Here is a 20451-nt window from a genome sequence, read left to right on the forward strand (position 1 = left end):
CAAGGACACGTCGTCACGTGTTCGACGGACCTGCGCTTATAGCGCCACGCGGTTTTAGCTCCCGAATCGGTTGAAGCTCACCGCCTGTGTCTATAGATAGATAGGTCGTGTTCCATCTTACAAAGCACAACATGGCCAACTCGATTCTCGACCCGCACGCCCCGGAAATCCTGCGACGGGTGCGGCAAGGCTACACGCAGCACATGCTGATGCTGTACCTGCAGGACCAGAAAACCCTTTCCATCAGCCAACCAAGTCTGTCCCGCTGGCTCAAAGGGCACGACACTCGGCGCCTGCTAGATGTCGAGCCAGATGCCGAATTTGACCACTATCAGGCGCTCGATCGGCTAAGAAAACCCGCTCGCGCCTACCGCAGAAAACTCGCTGAGTGGCGAGGTCTTATCCACCACCTGCGGGAGCGAAACGCCTCGCTCGGCGAAATTCTCGATGACCTGAAGCGCCGAGGTGTCCACACCTCGATTCGCACAATCCGCAGGGAGCTGGATACGCGATGAGCAAAAGCAAACCAGGCAGTAAAGAACACACATTCGCCAAGCCCGCGACTCAGGCTAAACGCGCCTGCATCGAGATGTTCAAAGGAAGGCTGATCGATTCGATCGGTACGTCTCGAACCTATCAAGAGGGGCTAACTCGATTTGGCGAATGGATGCGCGACAACCGATGTGGTGCGCTCCCGCAAGCATCTGTATCGCGCGCTGAGCGCTTCCTGGCAGAGCGCGCAAAACAGGTCGGACAGAAGACCCTCGACCGTGACCGGCAGGCGGTTCAGGTATTGCTGCGACACGTCGGAAAACTGGCTGCTGACCAGCGCTTGCCAGTCATTCAGGCCGAAAGGCAGCAGGTACTGCAAGCACGGGCATATACCCCTGAACAGGTGCACCTAATTAAGGGGCGGATGGCGCCGCACAACGCCTTAGGGCTCGAAATCTCCCATGCAGCTGGCCTTCGTGCACACGAACTATTCACCTTGGCCAGACTCGATGAGGTGAGGCCTGATGCACGACCGGCCGATGCAGCAAAGTTTGCCGGCCGCGACAACGATCACACCAAGTACGTTGTTACCGGCAAAGGCGGGCTGACGCGAGAGGTTTCCATCCCAAACCATTTGGTTACGCGCTTAGAAACGCAGCGCCTTGATGAACCACGCACCATCCGCGACCGTGGCGTCCTCTATCAGCAACGCTACGCGATCGGTGGAGGACAGGCACTCAGCCAGGCATTCAGCGGGGCCAGCACAGCCGCCCTTGGCTACTCGACAGGTTTGCACGGCGTACGCCACAGCTATTCTCAGCAGCGACATTACGAAGTGCAGCTCCTCGTTGGTGATCCCGAACGAGCTCTACGAATCGTGTCACAGGAGCTCGGACATTTCCGCCCCGAAATCACAGAGGTGTATCTGCGATGAGGGACGATTGCGGACATTTCCTCTCACACATTTGAAGCAAAAGGTATCCATACCACCGCCGAGGCGCAAAAGCGGGAAACGCTGGTATGACTGGCTATGCGCGAAGTTTTACGGCCTCGCGCAGCCCGGACGGCGGACCAGACGCCAGGACAAAAGCAAGAGCGACCCCCGCCGTTACCGTCCATACCAGCAACGGCGGGGCGGGCCGACGACCTAGAAGTGGCTTTATAAAAAGGAAGACACCTTCATTTGGCCCAAATGGTTGAGTACCCAACTTACATCTAAAGTGGCGTGCTTTGCCCATCTAAAACATTAGAAAATCCCAAGATCACGCTCGGCATCTAAACTGGACTCTCGGGCTATTTGACTGTCAATATAGTCAATATAGCCATATGCCCATCTACTAACCTTTCCGTTCTTGTGTTTCAAAAGAGGAGTCAGCGCGGCCTTATCACGCTCCAAGTAAGGAACCAGCGAGCCGGACCACCCCCTACTATTCATGTTTGCAGCCAAAGCGCTTGCTACACGCTTGTCATCGCCAAAGTTCTCAAGCAATGAAATGAACAGCCTTGACGGAAACTGAGTGTCATCCTCAACCACCATGACATTTACACAGGAAGCAACGAAGCTAGGCGCAAAGTCCGGATGTTCTTCGCACCAAGAAATAACTCCCTCAGCGGGAAATGAAGAAAAAACACTTGGCATTTGATTGGTAAAGCTATTCTCTCTGCTAAGCAATTGCCGCAACCAGTAAACCTCCAGACCTTTGGCCTTGGAAATAGCCTCCCCAAAATGTGGCCACAATAGGTCACCATGCTCCCCTGCTATTTTTAAAAGCAAAGGCTTTATGTAATGCCACAGATCGCCATGATTAAAGCCATGCTGACAAGCAGAAATCAACTGGCGCGATATCGATATTAAGAAATCTTCATCCGGCTCACTTAGAAGCTTTTCAATCATCGACCTCCAATGATGAAAATCTGTGGAAGATTCTTTTTGATCTTTATGCAAAGGAACTGCCAGCACCAATACCTTGACAGCGCTTCGAATATTCTCCATCCGATCAGCACTGCTAAAGCAGTACATAAACATTACATCTAAAGCAGGCCAGGCAGCATTGCTTCCCAGCGCTGATAGCTTGAGGCAGAAATCCGCGACGACTTCCGGAGCCAATCCATCCGTGACACTTCCATAACTCAGAGCAGTTGCGCTGCTAGCCGGAATAGTTCCCTCACCAATGAGATCAAGCAGCTTATTCAGGTGCTGTACCTGAATAAGCCCAGTGCAAATAAATGAAGGATAATAGCCGATTAATTCAGGCTTACGCGAGACTCTGTCTATGTAATCCTGCCAAATTCCCGGGGACTTCTCATATAAGCCTCGGTACAACCCAAGAACGAAGCTAATATTCGCCTGACCAATCCCAGAAAGCTCCTCTAGAACCCGATCAAGAAGAACTCCCTCGTCCGTCAACTCCAGAATGAGCTGACGCCCAAAAGAATATGACTGCCGCTGATCACCAACGAGCAGCAACTTAATGTTCGGCAACAACAACCCAACATCTTTGGCGATTTCTAAAGCTAGACTCCTTGCATTCTCCGCAGCGCTATCAACATAGGAACCGCTCTCCATCTTGCGATGTTCCCAAGGTGGATTAACAACTACAATCCTTAGCTTTTCAGCTAAATCCGCTCCTTCAGGACTTAGGAGCGCCAACCACGAATTGAGTGCAGAAACGGCAGTCTTTCCGAGACCTTCGCTGTCATACTCGAAAATATTCTTGATACTTTCCAGAGCAGACGGCCAATAGCGACCATTACTCTCAACGATACGTCTTATAGCGAAATCCAACATATCAATTCGCCCTCGGCTTACAAAGCCGCGAATTGACCCACCAACATCATTAAGAACTTTTTCCTTCTGTCTTTCGCCGCGATCCAGCATAACAATGTAGAGATCTACGGCAGCTTGCCAATAATCGAAAACCTCCTGCCAGACTTCTGGCCGCCACTCTTCAAGCGGCGCTTTTGTTCCTTGAAACTCCGCACCGACAGTTCGACTACCGCCATAAGTGTTTATAGCTTGCTCTAACGCGCTGAGCAGAACCATGTCAACTGCGGTTTGATTAATGTCCATCGCTTGCCGGAGCAAGGAAAAGCGAGCCTCTGGCTCCGCGGCAGTACCGGAAAGGTTGATCCGGAAAAGCTGGGAAAACATGCCTGTTGCGTTGTTGCTCCATGATTCATTTTCGGCCGAAGCCAATAGCAACATGCACCAAGAAGACTCCATAAATAAATCAGCGTGAAAGCAAAGCTTCTCTAACCCCCAAACCAAATTCCGCCGAGTATCACCTTCTATAGAAAGTAACTGATCATGACTCAAGGAAGCCAAGGTTCGGAATATTGCGGCAGCAGTGGCATCGGGGTTCACATTAACGAAGGAGCGAAAGAGTCTAGAACCCCGTTCCGATAGGATCACTTCCGCTAGGCCAAAAGGGGCTTGGGGTCCGCAAAGTTTCTCGGTCAGCAGTTTTACGTCGCTATGAAAATCCATTTTTTCGACTTGACTACAAAAACCCTCAATCATCCCGCTCGGAATTGAGTCTACTAATTCCCTCTGCTTGTTTTCTCGTGTTTTTGTCCACCACTGCCCGGCCAAGCGGATAGCTAAGGGTTTAGGAACAACCTGCCCAAACCTTCCTCGCCGATCAATCAGCCCTCGACTTGAATACTCTTGGATGCAGGAGAAGACATCATCAACATGTACTCCGGCCACTTCAGAAATATAGCTAAGCTGGCACTCTGCCTCTTTTTCAATGCCAAACACATCAAACAAGGAGCATGCTTGTAGGATTTTCAGATGCTCCGGATTCTCTACTTCGTTACGCCCCCAAAGAAGCTTTCTTGCGAGTTCATCTTCGGTAAGGAAGCCAATTCTTGGGTCTTCATTCAATCTAGCTTCCGCCAATAGAACGGCCATTTGAGGGAAGCCCTGTGCAAAACCAACTATTCTATCCAAGTCTGGCAAAGCACTACTATAAACTGGACTTAACAACTGAAGAAGCTCACCGTCGGTCATTTGTTCTAACTTAAAACAAACTGTCGGAGCCGAGATAGAATCAAAATTATAGTCAAGCGTAAGCAAACTTATTTTACTATTCTCGCGACGCACCTCTTTAATCAAGCGCTCATGCAGCCTATACTCACAATTATCAACAACAATTATTGCCTGATAGTCTAAAGAGACCCAGTCAGCCACAAGGGCATCTATGTTAGGTGCATGATTGGCATCAACATAAACAACTAGATTTCTAGTGACCTCATCTTCACTGAAAACCTGAAATGCTGTTCTCGTTTTCCCTAAACCCGACAGACCAACTACCCGAAAGCAAGCTTTCGGCGTAATTAGGCCTTTTTTCAGCTGTTCAACTACCCCACTGCGACTAGCCACAGCAGCGAATGGTAAACGTGAAAGGTCCTCATGCTCACTCCAAAGAGCATACGTCTTTAATCCACGTTCAACTGGTCGCCCGCCCCAATGCTGAACGGCGACAATGGCTGAAATATACTTGTTCACCCAGCCCGCAATTTGGCTCGAATCATATATTTGCAAATCACAAGTTTCCGCATAGGACTTACCTTTTGCGGCAAGCGACTCTCGTATCTTTTTTATGCGCTCTTTCTTCTGCTTTGTATTAAGCTCTTGGGTGGTGAAAACAACATAACTCCCGCCCTCATCCAAGACCTGTTCAACTATCGGCTTGATCAAACCCTTGTCAGTTAATATTTCCTTCCCATACGCAGCCGGCCCCATATCGGTAGCTTTGTTCTGGAACAGAGTTAGCCGATTTGGAATATAGTCTGTCGACGCTGGCCCTTTCTCCCACGAAATACGACCATCCTCACCGCCATCGCCTGTAATTATATTAAGCGAAACCTCTACAGCTCTTTGGGCAATGCCAAAGTGAAAAGCTTCAGAGTGCAAAAGCTCTTTAAGCAGCTGAGTCAACTGAATATCACTCAGTTTATTTATGTCAGCTGACTCAACTTTGAAGGGTTTGGCCATGGTTATCCTTGTTTAGGTTATGGATGGCGAAATCTTGCCGCGTTGCTAAACCACCATTGTGGGGCGAAATTAAACATTCGCCGCAACCCTGTCCACAACTGAGCGAGCGCCGGGCCCGCGTGCTTTGCGGATTTTTCGGGACAGTGAAATCGCAGCTCTCCCTCCACTTTTTCGATCAAAAAATAGACAATACACTCCGCAGAGCCCTTGATTTAGCTTGCTGGCAGTAGGACAAAAATGGTGGCAGGGGAGACAAGGAAAGCCCTGACGCGCGAAATAGGGTCGAAGCACCGCATGGATAGCGGGGTGGGGATGGCTAACTCCTAGGGACCTCTATACCACCGCACCAACCGCCCAGCCTTTTCCACACAGCCGCGAAATATGAAATTTTTAGTCCCTATTTCGGTTCCTTGTGGCGTTAGCCACCTTGCCAGACGCAATACCGCCTTTTCCCATGCAGCAGAATGCGAAACCGCACTATGATGGCAAAGCAATAGCCATCACATCTCGTATAGGAGAATGCGGACATGGAACGTTATCGAAATCTCAGTGGGAACTCGAATGTAGTGGCCTTTGAGATAGGGGCAGGCTTCATCACGGTTCAGTTCGGTGACGGGATGAAGTACCTCTACACAGACCGAAGCACTGGAGCCGCCAGAATTGCGGAGATGCAGCGCCTTGCAAGAGCGGGACAAGGCCTGAACAGCTACATAGGACGAGCGGTTAAGAAGGCTTTCGAGCGAAAGTGGCGCTGAGTCGCCACCTGGCTAGATCAAGGGACCGATAAGAATGATCTTCAACATCGTGGGCTTTACCGGCTATGACTTCGCGTTACTCGCGGCGTGTACCTTTGGTGCAGTAGTGGGGAGCTTCGCTCAGGCGATAGTCGCCACGATTCACCCGGACGGTCCTCCCAACAAGGAGGGCGTCATGCACTTTGCTTCTCCTGAACTACAGAAGGCTAGAGGCGCCTGGATAGCCATGAGGTTGGTACTGGGCGGTATTCTGGGGTTTGTGTTTGGCCTCTATTTTGTGGGGACGCTTCACGAGACTCCAGCAACCTTTGCCAAGGTTTGGGCCCTGTCCTTCATCGTTGGATACGCCGCACCGAAGATTTGGGCAGCCCAGGAGCGGTCATTGTTGCGATCAGTCGCGGGTTCCCCTCAAGCGCGCGAAACGTAGCAAGGACTCAGGCCTAGCAAGTGGCGGGCTGTATCCCTACGTGTATCCCAAAAATTTCTAACAAACCAAAATCCTATATATATAAATAGCTTGGATAATTGGTTCAAACGACCCCGGCACCAAAACCCAAAGTCCCTGAAGATCCTGGATCTTCAGGGGCTTTTTCATGGGCATCGATACTGTTTCGACCTGGCCGCTCCGCGCTGTGCAGGGCAACTTCACCAGGGTGGGCAATGCACCTACTCGGCGCACATCCCGCCGTCTACCGACAGGGTTGCGCCAGTCACGTATGAAGACTGTGCCGACAGCAACCACAGCACCGCTGCGCTCACTTCATGTGGCTGGCCGATGCGACGCATCGGGACACCATCGTCGTACAGATGGTCGTCACCACCCGTCACACGGTCGAAACTCGGCGTCTTGATCGGGCCGGGGCAGATGGCATTGACCCGGATCCGGCGCTGCGCGTAGTCCAGCGCGGTGGCCCGCGTGGCGCCGACGATGCCGTGCTTGGCAGCGATGTAGCCAGCCGTCCGCGGCATTCCCTTGAGGCCGAAGATCGAGGCGTTGTTGACGATGCTGCCACCGTTGCCCAGCATCGCCGCAGCCTCGTACTTCATCATGTACAGCATGCCTTTCAGGTTGACGTCGATGACTTCGGAAAGCTCATCGGCCGGGGTCTCGTGCAGGTCATTGAACGCATGCTGCAGGCCCGCATTGTTGAAGGCGCCGTCGAGCCGGCCGTAGCGCTCCAGAGCCAGGGAAACCAAGGCGGCGCAGTCGGAGGAGCAGGACACGTCGGTCCTCAGGAACAGCGCTTCGCCGCCCGTTGCGGTAATTTCCTCGACAACCGCCTCTCCAGCTGCGGCACTACGGTTGCCCAGCACCACCCGGCTCCCCGAGCGGGCCAGGGCCAGGCATACCTCACGACCGATGCCACTGCCGCCGCCCGTGACGAGAATCACCTTGTCGCGCAATTGAAAGTCCGTTTGCATTCATCAATCTCCATTGGGGTCGTTCGCCGTTACCGGATTCCGTGGCTGCTCGCTGCCCACGATGCGATCCAGGAACAGGTCACATAAGCACCGGGCGAAGCCTGGCACGTCATGCCAATCGGGTAGGCCGTGGCCAACGAGCAGGTCCTGCTCTTCGCGAGTCAGGAGTCGCAAGGGAGCGCGCATCGACCACCTCTTTTGCGTCTCAAAGGCCAAGCTCACGGCGCGGCCGGGTCAGGGTGTCGATCAGTGCGTACATGATCTTCTTCGCACAAGGGATCAGGTCGGGGATGTAGGTCGCGCCCATCCCGCCCAGCCCCTCGGCGACCGGCAGCGGCGCGCCCTGCGCCGGCCAGGGCCAGCCGATCCTCGCAGTCGGCACGCCGAAGCGGCGCAGGGCTGCACCGTCGGTCTGCCCGCCCAGCAGGTCGGGAACGCCGTGCGGGCGCCTCTCGATATGCTCCCAGCCCCGCTTGCAGGATTGCACGATCCAGTTCTGCGGGTCCGTGGTGCCGCCGGGTACCGAACCGTACATTTCCCAGTCCAGCACCAGCTCCGGGCGCAGCGCCTGTAGCTGGCGGACGAACTCGGCGAACTGTGCCTTGACCTCGCCGGGGGAGGTGCGGGGGTTGATCCGTACATCGAAGAAGATTTCGGTCAGCGCTCCGGGGAAGGCCGGGCGCTCCGGATCGCCGGCGCGGACCCCGGCAATCCAGCCATGCGGCTTGACCACCCCGGAGGTATTGCGCTCGGCGTAGTCGATGATCCACTGCTCCAGTTCCTGGATCACCGTGGCGGCCGGCACCACCGAGCTGCGGAAGCCCGGCGTGCCACGCGGCACTCCCGCGTAACCGAGGGTGCCGTGCACGCGCAGCTTGAACCAGCCCATGCCCGGCTCTTCGTGGTAGACCCAATTCCAGGGCTTCATGACGATGGCGAAATCCGGCGCGGCGCCACGGCTGAGCAAATGCACCACGCCGTTGGACATGCCGGACTGCTGGCGAGCGGAGACATCCACCGGCATACCGCCGTCGGCCGCGCCCACCAGCAGGTCGCCGATCAGCGGGACCTCTGCCTCGATCAGCGCGGTGGCCACTTCGGTGAGCGTGGCGAGCATGCCCTTGGGGTTCGAAGCCCCCAGGCCGAACACCCAGTCGTCGATCATCTGCGCCGAGGTCTGCATATCCGCCTCGGTGGCTTCGCCGGTGAGCAGCTTCTCGGCTTCATCGCATTCCAGATGGGTATCGATCGGCGCATAAAGCAGCACGCTGGCACCACCACCACTACCGCGCAGCTCGCCCAGCACGTTACCGCTGGTGAAGTTCATGGGCTGATAGCGCGCGGCCATGCCGATTTGTCGCAGATGGGCGGCCATGTACTCACTGGCCGCGCGGGCAGCGCCAGTCGGGCTGTGAATATCGGTGATGGCGTAGAGCAGGTGCTGGAGGCGCTTGGGATCGATCTTCGCGCAAGCCTGTTCGTACCATTTCATCTGTTCCGCAGAAAACGGAATCGGGGTGGTCGGTTGCATGGAGAGTTCCTTAGTTACTGGCGACGAACTGTTCGGCGAAGATGTTGCCGGGGTCGACGCCCAGCTCGATCAGACGCGCGGTGGCGGCGTCGATCATCGGTTGCGGGCCGCACAGGTAGGCGACTGTGTCAGGGGTCACATCCCCCTCCCGCAGGGCACTCACCGGGCTGCCATGGTGCAGCCCTTCGCGCGGCTCGCGGTCCACGCAGATACGGGCCTCCAGACTCGGTAGCCATTGCTGGCGCAACTCGATGTCGTCGAGACAGAACAAGGCATCCGGGTTTGCGCATCCAAAACTCAGCAGCATCGGTGGCTTGCGTCCGCCACCCTGACGCATGGCGTCGATCATCGACAGGATCGGCGCCAGCCCTGTGCCGCCAGCGACGAAGATGTGCGGCGCGCGGCGCTTTTCCTCCCGCAGGAAGAAGGCCCCATAAGGACCGGTAAGCGTCAACACATCTTCGGCCGCTGCCTTCTCTTCCAGGAAACTGGACATGGCCCCGCCGGGCAGCAAGCGGATGAGAAATTCCAGCTTGGGCAGTTCAGCAGCTGTACTCGACGGAGAGTAACTGCGCACTGAACCATACCCGGGCACTTCGATCTGCATGAACTGGCCGGGACGGAAGTCCAGCGAGTCACCGTCGGCCAGCTCCACGGTCAGGCGCATCACGTTGCTGGCGATGCGCTCCACCGAATCGACGAATACGTGCACCTGCTGGGCGACGCTGGAACCGACCTCACTGCCGTAACCCAGCTCGAAGGTGCAATCGGACTGCGCCTGGCACAGACACAACAGGCGCTGCCCGGCCGCATACTCGCTGGCCAGCAGGGTCGAACTGGCGCCGAGGCGAGTATGCGCCTCGCCCTCGGACAGCTGGGCGACACAACTCGAGCAACTGCCCGAGCGGCACTGATACAGCAGGGGAATTTCCGCTTCGAGCGCGGCGTCGAGAATGCTGGCATCGCCAGCGACACTGAGACTGCGGCTGACGCCGTCGGCAAAGTTGAAGGTGACTTGATGGAGGATGTCGTTCATGGAATCTGGCTCCGCACAGGCATCGGACTCCAGCGGCGTACCGGCTGGGTTTGACATGGCCCGATGTTAGGAAGCCCCCACCCCGGCCGCGCTCCCATGACGGTGCGGCTTATCCCATGAGCGCACATTCCTCCCGCCCTGGCTGCGGGCAACAAAAAAAAGCCCGCACCAGAGGCGCGGGCAAATCAAAGGAGCTGGGTCAAAATCCAGGTGGATGCAGGCGGTGCCAGTCGGTGACCTTCTGCAACGCCATGCCGGCACGGCAAAGCAGCGCTTCGGCGCCCTTGCCGGCAATGAACTGGCAACCGATCGGCAGTCCCTCCCCGGTCAGCCCGCAGGGCAGGCTGATGCAGGGATGCCCGCTGACGTTGAAGGGCGCGGTGAACTGGATCAGCATCCGGTTGGCCTCCGGATCCCCCGCCAGACTGGCGAGCTGTTCATGGGTGGGCGCCGCGTAGGGTTGCACCGGCGCCAGCAGAAGATCGACCTCGCCCAGCACGCTTTCCAGCGCCCCGGTGAACCGCTGGGCCTCCAGCAGCACACGCTGATAGTCCATGGCGGACAGTTCCCGCCCGCCCTCGATCAGGCGGCTCAGCGCCGGGCCGTATTCAGCAGCGCGCTGCGGATAGGTATCGGCGTGTGCCACTGCGGTCTGCACGCCACAGTGCAATTCCCAGTTGCCGCTCACCACGCGGGTGTCCGGCATCCGAATGCGCACCAGGCTGCCACCACCGTCGACGATGATCGCCATGACGGTGTCCAGCGCACGCCGGATCAACGGGTCCACCCCCTGGCTGATCCACTCTTCGTCTATGCCCACCCGCAAGCCGCGGAACGACTCTTCGACACCCGGCACCTCGAGGCAGACGCTGGGCAGCGAGGTGGGGTCCTTCGGATCGTGGCCCGCGATGGTCGACAACAGGAACAGGGCATCACGTGCGCTGCGGGTGATAGGTCCGATGTGATCGAGGCTGGCGGCCAGCTCGAAGCAGCCGTGACGGCTGACCCGCCCCCAAGTCGGCTTGAGGCCGGTCAGGCCGTTGGCGGTGGCGGGGAAACGGATCGAGCCGCCGGTGTCGCTGCCGACCGAGGCATAGCTAAGGCCAGCGGCTACCGCCACGCCGCTGCCGCTCGACGATGCGCCGGCCCAGTGCCCGGCTCCCCAGGGGTTGAGCGGATCGGGAATGCTCGGATGGTGGATCGCGAAGGCGCCTTCGGTCATCTGCAACTTGCCGAGCATCACCGTGCCGGCCTCGCGCAGGCGGGCGACCACGGTGGCATCCTCGGTCGGCAGGAAGTCACGATGGATCGGCATGCCAGCGGCGGTCGGGACATCGGAAGTCCACAACAGGTCCTTCACTGCCAGCGGAATGCCGTGCAGCGGACTGCGGCAAACGCCTCGCGCAAGTTCCCGCTCGGCCTCGCGGGCCTGCGCCAGGGCCAGCTCGGGAGTAACCCGGGCATAGGCGTTCAACTGCGGATCGAGCTGTTCGATACGCGCCAGCTGGGCCTGCGTCACCTCCACCGGCGACAGCTTGCGGCTGCGGATCAGCTGCGACAGCTCGCAGAGTTCCAGGTAATGCAACGCACTGCTCATGCAGGGCCTCCAAGAAAGGTCAGGGCGACGCCGTTGAACTCCTCCGGGCACTCGCTCTGCAGGTGGTGGGCGGCATTTCCCAGGATGTGCAGGCGGGCATCGGCGAACTGATTGACCATCAGCATCGGCACGTCGATGCCGCCGAACCAGTCATGCAGACCCCAGAGGATCAGGGTCGGTGCTGCGACGCGGGCGAATTCGCCCATCAGGTTCTCCCATTCGCCGAAGGCTCCGGGCTGTAGCAGCAGTTTTCGATAGGCCGGGTTGGCGCTGGCCTCGAAGCGCAGGCGTGCGGTTTCTTCGTCGAGAGCGGCATCGTCGTGCAGCTCGTAGCGGCGGATCAGCGCGCGCATCTTCTCCAGGCTCGGCCCCTCGCCGGCCAGGTAGTAGTCGCTCATCAGCGTCGCGGCGTGCTTGCTGAACAGCGGCAGCGGCGCCAGTACGCCACGCGCCACCGGCTGGGAGCCGATCAGCAGCAGACGTCCGACCCGCTCGGGATGGTCGGCGGCGAAGCGGATCGCCACGCAGCCGCCGAACGACTGGTTCACCAGGTGCGCACGCCGGATGCCGAGGGCATCCATGAAGCCGAGCAGCTTGCGCGCGTGCCAGGCGAACACCGGCCCTTCGACGGGCACCATGTCGGACAGGCCGAACTGGGGAAAGTCGAGGAAATAGCAGCGGTGCCGGGCGGCGAATGCCGCAGCGCTATGCCGGAAGTTGCTCCACGCCGTGCTGCCGGGGCCACCGCCGTGGGTGAAGATCACCGGCAGGTCGGCATCGGGGCCGGCGACCTCGCGGTAGTGCAGACGCACGCCGTCGACTGTGACGAAACGACTGTGCGCATCGATGTGTTGGTCCATCGCGAAAACCTCATAGGACGACCCGGCGCCCTGGGCGCCGGGCCGGAGCGATTACTCCTCGATTTGCTTGGTCTTGTAGCCAGGCCGCTCGCCGTCTGCGGTCTGCTTGAAGATCAGGCTGCTGGTCTTCACGGCTCCGGCCACGCCACGGCCAGGCTTGGCGATACCGCGATTCCAGCGCGAGGCCAGCTTGCGCCAGGTGATCGGCGAAATATCGGTCGCCGCCAGCTGCTCGTCCTCCCAACCGGTGCCGTCGCTGTAGAAGTTCTGCATCGCCTCGCGGGCATAGATGTCGCAATCGTTGAAGCCGTGCAGGCACAGCGGTTTGTAGACGTGCTCGTAGCGATAGTGATGCTTCTTGCGCTCGTCCTCGGTGTTACAGACGCGCACGATGACTTCCCAGTACTCATGGGTGTCATCGGTGATCGGCACGTACCACTCGTACTGGGTCAGGTGCTCGCCTGGCCAGTTCTCCACCATCAGCACGCCCGGCAGGACGACGGAGGTCCGGTAGGGACGGCCATTGACCCCCTCGACCTTCAGCCCCAATTCCTCGTTCTCCAGCACCGGCGCCCACTTGTCGGTGAACAGCCACTGCATCAGCCCCTTGGGACCGTTCTCATCCTCCACTGCCTGGATGCAGTCGTCGCTGGTCGGCAGCAGTCCGAGGGGCAACACCCAGTCCATGGCATGGACGATGGTGTTGTCCTTGTGCACCAGGATGTGCGCGTTGTCGAAGCCGTTCTCGCAAGCGATGCGCCAGTTGCCGTAACCGGTGCGATGCATGCCCAGCACCACGGCGTTCTCGTCCAGCACGCTCGGCGAGGACGGCCACATGGGATGGGGGAACTGCTCGCTGCGCTCCGGGAAGCGGAACGGCAGGTCGTGGGCCAGCGGCGGCACGTCCTCATCCGGGAAGTCATCCTCGCGCACGAAGACGAAGATCATCCCGTTGACCTCGTGGACCGGGTAGGTGGTGATGCCGGTGGTGCCGATCAGCTTGTCTTCCGGGTTGGCGACAATGGTCACCAGCTTGCCGCTCTCGAGGTCGAAGGTGAAACCGTGGTACCAGCAGGAAATGGTGCTCTTGGTGAAGCAGGTCGGCTTCTCGGACAGGCGCACGCCACGGTGCAGGCACTGGTCCTTGAGGGCGAAGATCTTGCCATCGACACGGCGCAGGACGATCGGCACCCCGCAGATCTGCACGCCCTGCACCTGGTCCTCGACCAGTTCATGGCTGAACAGCGCCGGGTACCAGTGGTTGATGAAGCCCCAGGCCGCATCCTTGTAAGGCTGATACTGGCTCTGGGTCTTGGCGTTGTTGGTACGGGCATCGCTGATGCCGGACTTGACCACGCGACGGCGGATGATGGGTTGCTCGGACATGGATGATTCCCCAAGGGCTGACGGGACAATGGCGTCGCACTGCGGCGCGCTTGAGGGTCATCCTAGGAATTGGCATCGGGGCTGACGCTCCCGGGACCGAGCGGCTTATCCCGGTAGCGCAGAAAGTGCGCGGGGGGGCGGACATCCCTGTCCGTGTGAACTTTCGCGGCATGACGCCGGCACGTGGCTGTGGGCACCTATGGCGGGATCAGCACTGCGCGACGCTCAACCGCTGGTGCGCACGGCGCACCCTACGGAATCGGCCTCCGCCTCAGGACGTGTTTCGCAAGTCCAGATCAGCGGGCCAGCGTCTCGGAGGGGCTTTCGCCGAAGCGGCGCTTGTAGTCCGTGGTGAAATGGCCGAGATGGTTGAAACCCCAGCGGAAGGCCACCGCTGTGACCGTGGTAGAGCCCTGACTCTGCCGTTGCAGCTCTTCCTGCACTTTGCGCAGCCGGACTTCCTTCAGGTACAGCATCGGCGAGGTATTGCGAAAGCGCCGGAAACCGGTGAACAGCGAGCGGCTGCTGACCCCGGCGTGCTCGGCCATCTCGACGATGGTGATCGGCTCGTGGGCGTGCTCCTCGATGAAGCGCTCGACCCGCTTGACGAAGGCGGGCGCGATGGACGTCCGTTCATCTTCGAACAGTTCTGCGCTGTAGGTGTGCGGCTGGCAAGCGAGCAAGGTGTTGACCAGCATGCTTTCATACTGCGCGCGCAGCAGCGGCGGCAGGTCCTCCTCCACCGAAAGGCAGTCGTAGATCCAGCCGACCATGCGCATCCAGCTCTGCCCCCGGGTCGTATCGAGGGGCATTTCTGGCTGGAACTCGATTTTCTTGCGCAGGGTGCGGCCGAGATGCTGCTGGCAGTGGCGCTCGAGCAGGCTGCGGTCGACGCGGATGATCAGCTTCTCGGTACCCGAGCAATGGTGGATCTTGAACGGCGAATGCGCATTGAGAATCGAGCCGAGACGCGGAGTGGAATGCACCCGATGGTTGCCGTACTCGATCATTTCCTGGCCGCGGATCGGCATCTGGATCAGGGCGAAGGACTCCATCACGCCCGGCTCGATGGTGATGTCGCCACCGTAGCTCATTCTGCCGATACCGATGCCGCCGAGACGACGGTAGAAGATGCGGGTATCCACAGCTCCCTTGGCATCCAGGCTTCGCAGGCGGTTCGCGCAGAAGATGTTTTCCCCCCAGCGGCGGGCCTCATCCAGGTCCTGGGTATGGCAAACCTCGAAACGGGAAAGGACGACCTCGGGGGGCGTCGCAGCTGAAAAAGCAAGATGTTCCATAAGGCTGATCCTCTGCTCCAGTTGCGGTGGAACAGACTGTTGTCTGTGCAAGGCGTGCGAGCCGATTTCTAGTTGTGAGGTTCGGCTCTGCTTTTTTTGCGCATCGGCAATGCGCCATCACCGGTGTTATCCCTCTCGGTAACACTTATGACGGCCCGACGCAGGCCCGTGAAACGACGCAAGAAGCATGCCCCGGGCCTTGCCGGATCGACGGACGGCAGCCGCCCCGACCGATTTCCGGGCACGGGCCATCCAACCCCGTCCTAGAGCCGGGACGCGGCTGGAAAACCCCGTGAATTCCCTCGTTCAGACTGCCGGCAGGGCCCGATCGGCACCGATCAGCACGAACAACAGGCGGGCTGGAGTGTTACCGGCGTTACGCCAGGCATGGCGTGTTCCCATCTGGACCACCAGGTCCCCGCGCTGCAACAGGCTGGTGCAGCCATCATCGAGTTCGAGGGTGATCTCGCCATCGAGGACCACGCCGTAGTCGATGGTGTCGGTGCGATGGAACCCCGGTGCATCGGCCTCGAAGCGATCCCCGAGGCCGGGCAGGCGCTCGCACAGCTCCGCGGCGGCGGACTGCGGGTCGAATTCCGCGACTTCGAGGCCGGCCGGCGGGAAGGTCACCAGCATGGCGCAGGTACCGCCCGGTCCGGGGACTACCGAAGCCAGCGGCATGGCCGGCGCGGCAGCGGCGTCGACTATCTGCGGGACGGCACCGGTCTGCCAGACCACCGCTGCGGAGAAACCGGGTGAATGAACGAAGGATTCGGTGCCAGGCAACGGGCCGGCACTGACGACACGGGAACGACCGGCACTGTCGTGGCCGGTGACGATGCGTTTGACGGACATGCGGTAGCCTCCAGGCAGACACCGGCGGCGAGCCGCTCGACGCGCCGCTGGCGAAAGGTCTCAGGAATGGACGATGTGGAAGTTGACGAAGCCGCTCGCCTGGGACTGGATGTCCTCGAGCGCCTCATTGAGTTGCTCCAGGGGATAGGCACGCTCCTCCAGCCAGGACAGATCCAGAGTACCGGCCTCGATCATTCGCGCCATCTCCTCGCCCTCCGTGGTGGTGAACCAGAGTGAACCGATGTACTGCCACTGGGCGCACATGAACGGGTGTGGATCGATCGGGATCGGCCCGGCCACACCGCCGATCTGCACGATGCGGCCGCCACGGGCGACCGCCTGCATGGCATCGACGGACAAGGCCGCGGGCGCCTTCGCGCCGAGGGTGTCAAGCATCGCGTCGACACCCTCCGGGCAGTGCTCGCGCACTTGCTCGGAAACTGGACGAGCGCCGATCGGCAGGCCGATGACCCGTTGCGGCGCGAGCGCCTCCAGGCGCTCCAGGGCACCACGGTCACGAGCGGCCACCAGCACCTTGGCGGCGCCGAAAGCCAGCGCCAGCAGCGCAGCCCCCACGCCGAGGGTTCCCGAGGCGCCCAGGATCAACAGGCTCTGGCCCGGACGCAGCGCCGACTTGCGGATCGCCGAGTAGGCGGTGCCCAGATAGCCGAGACGAGTCGCCTGGGCACTGCTGAGGTTGGCCGGCAGGCGCACCAGGTTGTTGGCTGGCGCGGTCATGTATTGCGCGTAGCCGGCATGGGGATACTGGCTGAACACCTCCTGCGAACCCGGGCCGAAGCCGAAGTAGCCGAGGAAGGTGTAGGCGTCGCAGCGTGGCGCTTCGCCCTGCTTGCAGAACCGGCACTGGCCGCAACCCACGCCGGGATTGACGTAGACCCGGTCGCCCGGCGCGAAGTCACGGACCCTGGCACCGACCGCGGTGACCGTGCCGGCGCTGTCCAGGCCGAAGATCGCCGGCAGCTTCGGCAGCGGCAGGAAGGGATACCACTCGGGGAAGTGGGTGGTGACGTTCTTCAGGTTGGGAATGATCCCGCTGGCTTCGACCCTGACCAGCACATCATGGTCGCCGGGAATCGGCATGGGGACTTCGTCAACGGTGAAGCGGCCGCCGATCTCGTGCAGGCGCGCGGCTTTCATGTTCGACATGACAAGGCTCCTTCGGCCACGACCGGTACAGGCTCACCGCATCTGGCCGAATCGTATGGTTCTTGTTGTGGCCGGGGTGCAACGCCTCCGGCGGATACTCGACACGCCCCGCCACACGGGCGGGGCGTGCCAGACTTCAGCGACCGGCCTTCTGCAGGGCCTGCAGCGAGAAGTCGCTGGCCTTGGCGTCGAAGTTGGTCTTCCAGGTGCTGCTGTCGATCAGCGACACCGTCGCGTGATTGCGCTGGAAGTCGATCACCGCGCTGCCCGCTGTGCGCATGTCGCCGCCTTGCGGGTTGTAGTAGGTGTGCCACTCCATGAACTTCCAGAACTCGCCCTTGCGGTTGTACGCCTCGACGTAGTGGACACGCGGGAACTGAGTTTCCACGTAGAGCACCTTCTTGCTATAGGGATGGGTCGCCGGCGTGATCGCTTCGACCACATAGACCTCGCGCGGCTCATAGCGGTCATTGTTCATGTTCCAGTACGGCGGCTGGTTCTCCAGCCCCGGATACTTCTCATCGAAGCCCGCGCCCTTGGTGTTCCACAGGTCCGACCTGGCGTTGGCCGCGGCGAGCACCCAGCGCTTGCCGACCAGCTTGTACTCTGGATACCAGCAGGGGCGCGCGTTGAAGCCTTCGAGATCGTCCTGCAGCTGGTCGGACGAGCCCACCGGGTCCATCCAGGCTCCGCCCGACAGGCGGCGTACCCGGCGTACCGCGGGGACATAGGCCCATACGTCATTGACCTTCTCGGCGTCGTACATGACGGTGTAGGTGCCGAGTCCCTTCATGTCGGACGGCGACTTGAAATACAGCAGTTGGCGGCCACGCTCGCTGCCGTCGCCTTCCACCGCGCTGTCACCGGTCAGGCGGCCCTTCATGGTGTAGCGGGTGAACTCGGCCACGGGCTCGGCGTGGACACCGCGCTTGCCGTCGATCAGCAGCTGGGTGAAGTTGGGCACCTGGGACACATCGCCCACGAGCTGGCCGAGGTGGAAGTTCCAGACGATCTTCTCCGCGGCTTGCGGGTCCTTCTCGTCGATGTTCGGGAAAGGCGCGCCGGCCCCCCAACCGTCGATGCGGCAGGCTTCCTTGTTGATCGAAGTCTTGCCCTGGTTGGCCTGGGAGGCCTTGACCCAGCGCGGGTCCAGCGTGACCTGCTGGGACTTGGCCAGCGGCAGCTTCCAGCCGCTGTTGCGGATGCGCCACTCCATCTTCTCGGTGAGCAGGCTGGCGATGCTGTGCCCCTCGAAGGTGTCGTTCTTGATCTTGTCGATGTTGTCCGCGGAAATCACGGTGCCGGCCGGCAGTTCTGCCGCGAAAGCCGGGAACGAGACGCTGCAGGCGGCAATGAGGCTGGCGGCCAGGGTGTGCCGCCGGGCGAAACGGGATGCGCTCATGGTGAGGTCTCCGGTTGGGGGTCAGAACAGGTAGGTCAGGCTGGTGTAGACCTGGTCGCGGTCGTGGAAAACGCCGAACAGGGTGGTGCTGTCGCAGTTGTTCATCTGTCCGGGCACGCACTTCGAGGCGTCGCGGTGGGCGTCGTCCCAGAAGGCGTCGTACTCGACCTTCCAGCGCCACTTGCTGGACAGCTCGAAGGTCACAGAGGGAATGGCGAAACCGCCGCCGTTGCTCAGGTCGGCGCCCAGCACCAGCTGCGGGTGGACTCTGCCGCTGTCGTAGCTGAGGTCGAAAATGGTGGTCGCCAGCACCGAGTGCTCCTTGACCTTGCCGCCCCAGCCGACGCTGTAGAGCAGCCCGTCATCCTTGTCGAAGTTCTGCACCCATTTGTCGAACAGCTGCACGGAGAAGAACATCGGTTTCTCGGTGCCCAGCCAGGTCTGGGTGGCGGCGATGTTCTTGTCCATGCGCAGCATCAGCGCGACGACATCCTTGCGCGTGAAGCCGTCGAAGCCGGGTGCGATGAACTGGCTCAGCAGGGTCGGGTTGTCCAGGGTGATCTGGTACGGCGCGTCCTTGATGTAGGCCATCTCGGAACTGAACACGGCGTCGGCGGCTTCGGAGTAGCCGCTGGCGGTGAAGCCGAAGATGTCGACGATCGGGTAGATGACCTCGCCGGCGACCCCGCGGGTCTGGTCAGTACCATGGGTCTCTGCCCCGGACGGCACGTTCGGCTGGCCGAACAGCGCGAGGTTGTCCGAAGCGTTGAGGATCGGCGAGTTGTAGAAGGTCTTCAGATAAGAAACGGAGTAGTTGATGTCGCCGTACAGGCCGCTCCAGCGCAGGCCACCCGTGACATCCTTGTAATCCCCTTCGTCGTTCTCGAAGTTGTACGGGTCGATATTGCGGAAATCGACGCCGGCGTATGGATTGCCCGACCAGCGTCCACCGTAGATGTCCAGCTCGGTGCCGATGTCTTGCGTACGGTCCAGCCCCGGACGGATGAAGGCTTCCAGGCCGCCCTCCAGTTCCGGCACGTCGATGTTCATCTTGATGATGTTGTTGGTCTTGCGCAGCTCCTCGTTGGCCGGCTCGAGGAAGTTGCGCCAGGTGAAGTCGAAGCCGTGCACCAGGTCGTTGGCGGCGAAGAAGTCGGTCTCGCCCCAGGCCAGCTGCTGCTTGCCGATGCGGAAGGAGAGCCGTTCACCCACCGGGAAATCGACGTACAACTCGCGGATCTCCGCCTTGTTGTAGAGGTCCATGATGTCGCCACGACCGTCAGCCTCGCGGTGGTTGTTGGCGCCCATCTCCTCCAGGTGTTCGAGGAAGTCGGTTTCGACCTCGCGCACTGCGCGCAGCTTGGCCACGACCGAAACGCTGTCGGTAGCCTGCCAGTCCAGGTTGAGGCGCGCGGTGCTGCGCGCCATCGACAACTTGCCCGCGTCGTCGTAGCCAGGCGTATCGCCCCAGTCCTTGGTGTTCCAGGACAGTTCCTCGCGCAAGTAACCGTCGTACTTGAAGCTGTCGTCTGCCAGCAAGGAGGTGGCGAAGGTGCCCATGGCAATCGCCAGGGCGAGCTTGTGGAGCGGCGCGCGCATGCGCGCGGCCGGGATGGAGTTCTTGTTCATCTTGTCTCCCGAGTGTGGTGGC

At 60.1% G+C, this 20451-nt stretch carries 16 protein-coding genes; 4 read left to right on the forward strand and 12 right to left on the reverse strand.

Annotated features, from left to right (window positions below; genetic code table 11):
* Positions 1-131 precede the first annotated feature (131 nt).
* Both E8F11_RS10520 and E8F11_RS10525 read left to right on the forward strand, forming a co-directional pair.
* The gene (locus tag E8F11_RS10520; RefSeq protein WP_280288782.1) at positions 132-515 is read left to right on the forward strand and encodes a hypothetical protein; all 384 of its coding nucleotides are present in this window, start codon (positions 132-134) and stop codon (positions 513-515) included.
* A complete protein-coding gene (locus tag E8F11_RS10525) occupies positions 512-1426 on the forward strand; it encodes a site-specific integrase (protein ID WP_280288783.1) in 915 nt (304 codons plus the stop codon). Before E8F11_RS10520 ends, E8F11_RS10525 begins: the two co-directional genes overlap by 4 nt.
* Before the next feature lie 312 nt (positions 1427-1738).
* Here the strand turns inward: E8F11_RS10525 and E8F11_RS10530 are convergent, their stop codons facing one another.
* On the reverse strand, positions 1739-5491 hold the full coding sequence (locus E8F11_RS10530; RefSeq protein ID WP_280288784.1) for a hypothetical protein: 3753 nt from the start codon (positions 5489-5491) through the stop codon (positions 1739-1741).
* Between the two features lie 527 nt (positions 5492-6018).
* Here E8F11_RS10530 and E8F11_RS10535 point away from each other — a divergent pair.
* Together E8F11_RS10535 and E8F11_RS10540 are read left to right on the forward strand one after the other, a co-directional pair.
* Positions 6019-6246 carry a hypothetical protein gene (locus tag E8F11_RS10535; protein WP_280288785.1) on the forward strand — a complete coding sequence of 76 codons (228 nt, stop codon included), beginning with the start codon at positions 6019-6021 and terminating at the stop codon, positions 6244-6246.
* 34 nt (positions 6247-6280) lie between these two features.
* On the forward strand, positions 6281-6673 hold the full coding sequence (locus E8F11_RS10540; RefSeq protein ID WP_280288786.1) for a hypothetical protein: 393 nt from the start codon (positions 6281-6283) through the stop codon (positions 6671-6673).
* 239 nt (positions 6674-6912) lie between these two features.
* Here E8F11_RS10540 and E8F11_RS10545 read toward each other — a convergent pair whose 3' ends face one another.
* The 11 genes from E8F11_RS10545 to E8F11_RS10595 form a co-directional block, all read right to left on the reverse strand.
* A complete protein-coding gene (locus tag E8F11_RS10545; protein ID WP_280288787.1) occupies positions 6913-7668 on the reverse strand; it encodes a glucose 1-dehydrogenase in 756 nt (251 codons plus the stop codon).
* Positions 7669-7873: 205 nt separating this feature from the next.
* Positions 7874-9199 (reverse strand): acetylornithine deacetylase, encoded by a 1326-nt coding sequence (locus tag E8F11_RS10550; protein ID WP_280288788.1) that lies wholly within the window; start codon positions 9197-9199, stop codon positions 7874-7876.
* Between the two features lie 10 nt (positions 9200-9209).
* Positions 9210-10235 carry a ring-hydroxylating dioxygenase ferredoxin reductase family protein gene (locus E8F11_RS10555; RefSeq protein WP_280288789.1) on the reverse strand — a complete coding sequence of 342 codons (1026 nt, stop codon included), beginning with the start codon at positions 10233-10235 and terminating at the stop codon, positions 9210-9212.
* Between the two features lie 199 nt (positions 10236-10434).
* Complete coding sequence (locus E8F11_RS10560) at positions 10435-11832, reverse strand: amidase (RefSeq protein WP_280288790.1); 1398 nt, start codon at positions 11830-11832, stop codon at positions 10435-10437.
* Positions 11829-12692, reverse strand: coding sequence for an alpha/beta hydrolase (locus tag E8F11_RS10565; RefSeq protein ID WP_280288791.1), 864 nt, complete (start codon positions 12690-12692; stop codon positions 11829-11831). The genes E8F11_RS10560 and E8F11_RS10565 overlap by 4 nt, the downstream gene beginning before the upstream one ends.
* A 51-nt stretch (positions 12693-12743) precedes the next feature.
* Positions 12744-14078: a Rieske 2Fe-2S domain-containing protein gene (locus E8F11_RS10570; protein WP_280288792.1), complete on the reverse strand. Its 1335-nt coding sequence runs from the start codon at positions 14076-14078 to the stop codon at positions 12744-12746.
* A 296-nt stretch (positions 14079-14374) separates the two neighbouring features.
* Positions 14375-15376 carry an AraC family transcriptional regulator gene (locus E8F11_RS10575; RefSeq protein WP_280288793.1) on the reverse strand — a complete coding sequence of 334 codons (1002 nt, stop codon included), beginning with the start codon at positions 15374-15376 and terminating at the stop codon, positions 14375-14377.
* A 306-nt stretch (positions 15377-15682) separates the two neighbouring features.
* Positions 15683-16231, reverse strand: coding sequence for a cupin domain-containing protein (locus tag E8F11_RS10580; protein ID WP_280288794.1), 549 nt, complete (start codon positions 16229-16231; stop codon positions 15683-15685).
* Between the two features lie 60 nt (positions 16232-16291).
* Positions 16292-17398: an alcohol dehydrogenase catalytic domain-containing protein gene (locus E8F11_RS10585; RefSeq protein WP_280288795.1), complete on the reverse strand. Its 1107-nt coding sequence runs from the start codon at positions 17396-17398 to the stop codon at positions 16292-16294.
* 136 nt (positions 17399-17534) lie between these two features.
* Complete coding sequence (locus tag E8F11_RS10590; RefSeq protein ID WP_280288796.1) at positions 17535-18800, reverse strand: DUF1329 domain-containing protein; 1266 nt, start codon at positions 18798-18800, stop codon at positions 17535-17537.
* A gap of 21 nt (positions 18801-18821) precedes the next feature.
* The gene (locus E8F11_RS10595) at positions 18822-20429 is read right to left on the reverse strand and encodes a DUF1302 family protein (RefSeq protein WP_280288797.1); all 1608 of its coding nucleotides are present in this window, start codon (positions 20427-20429) and stop codon (positions 18822-18824) included.
* Positions 20430-20451 lie beyond the last annotated feature (22 nt).

The sequence above is a fragment of the Pseudomonas sp. BN417 genome (assembly GCF_029871205.1).
GTDB lineage: Bacteria > Pseudomonadota > Gammaproteobacteria > Pseudomonadales > Pseudomonadaceae > Metapseudomonas.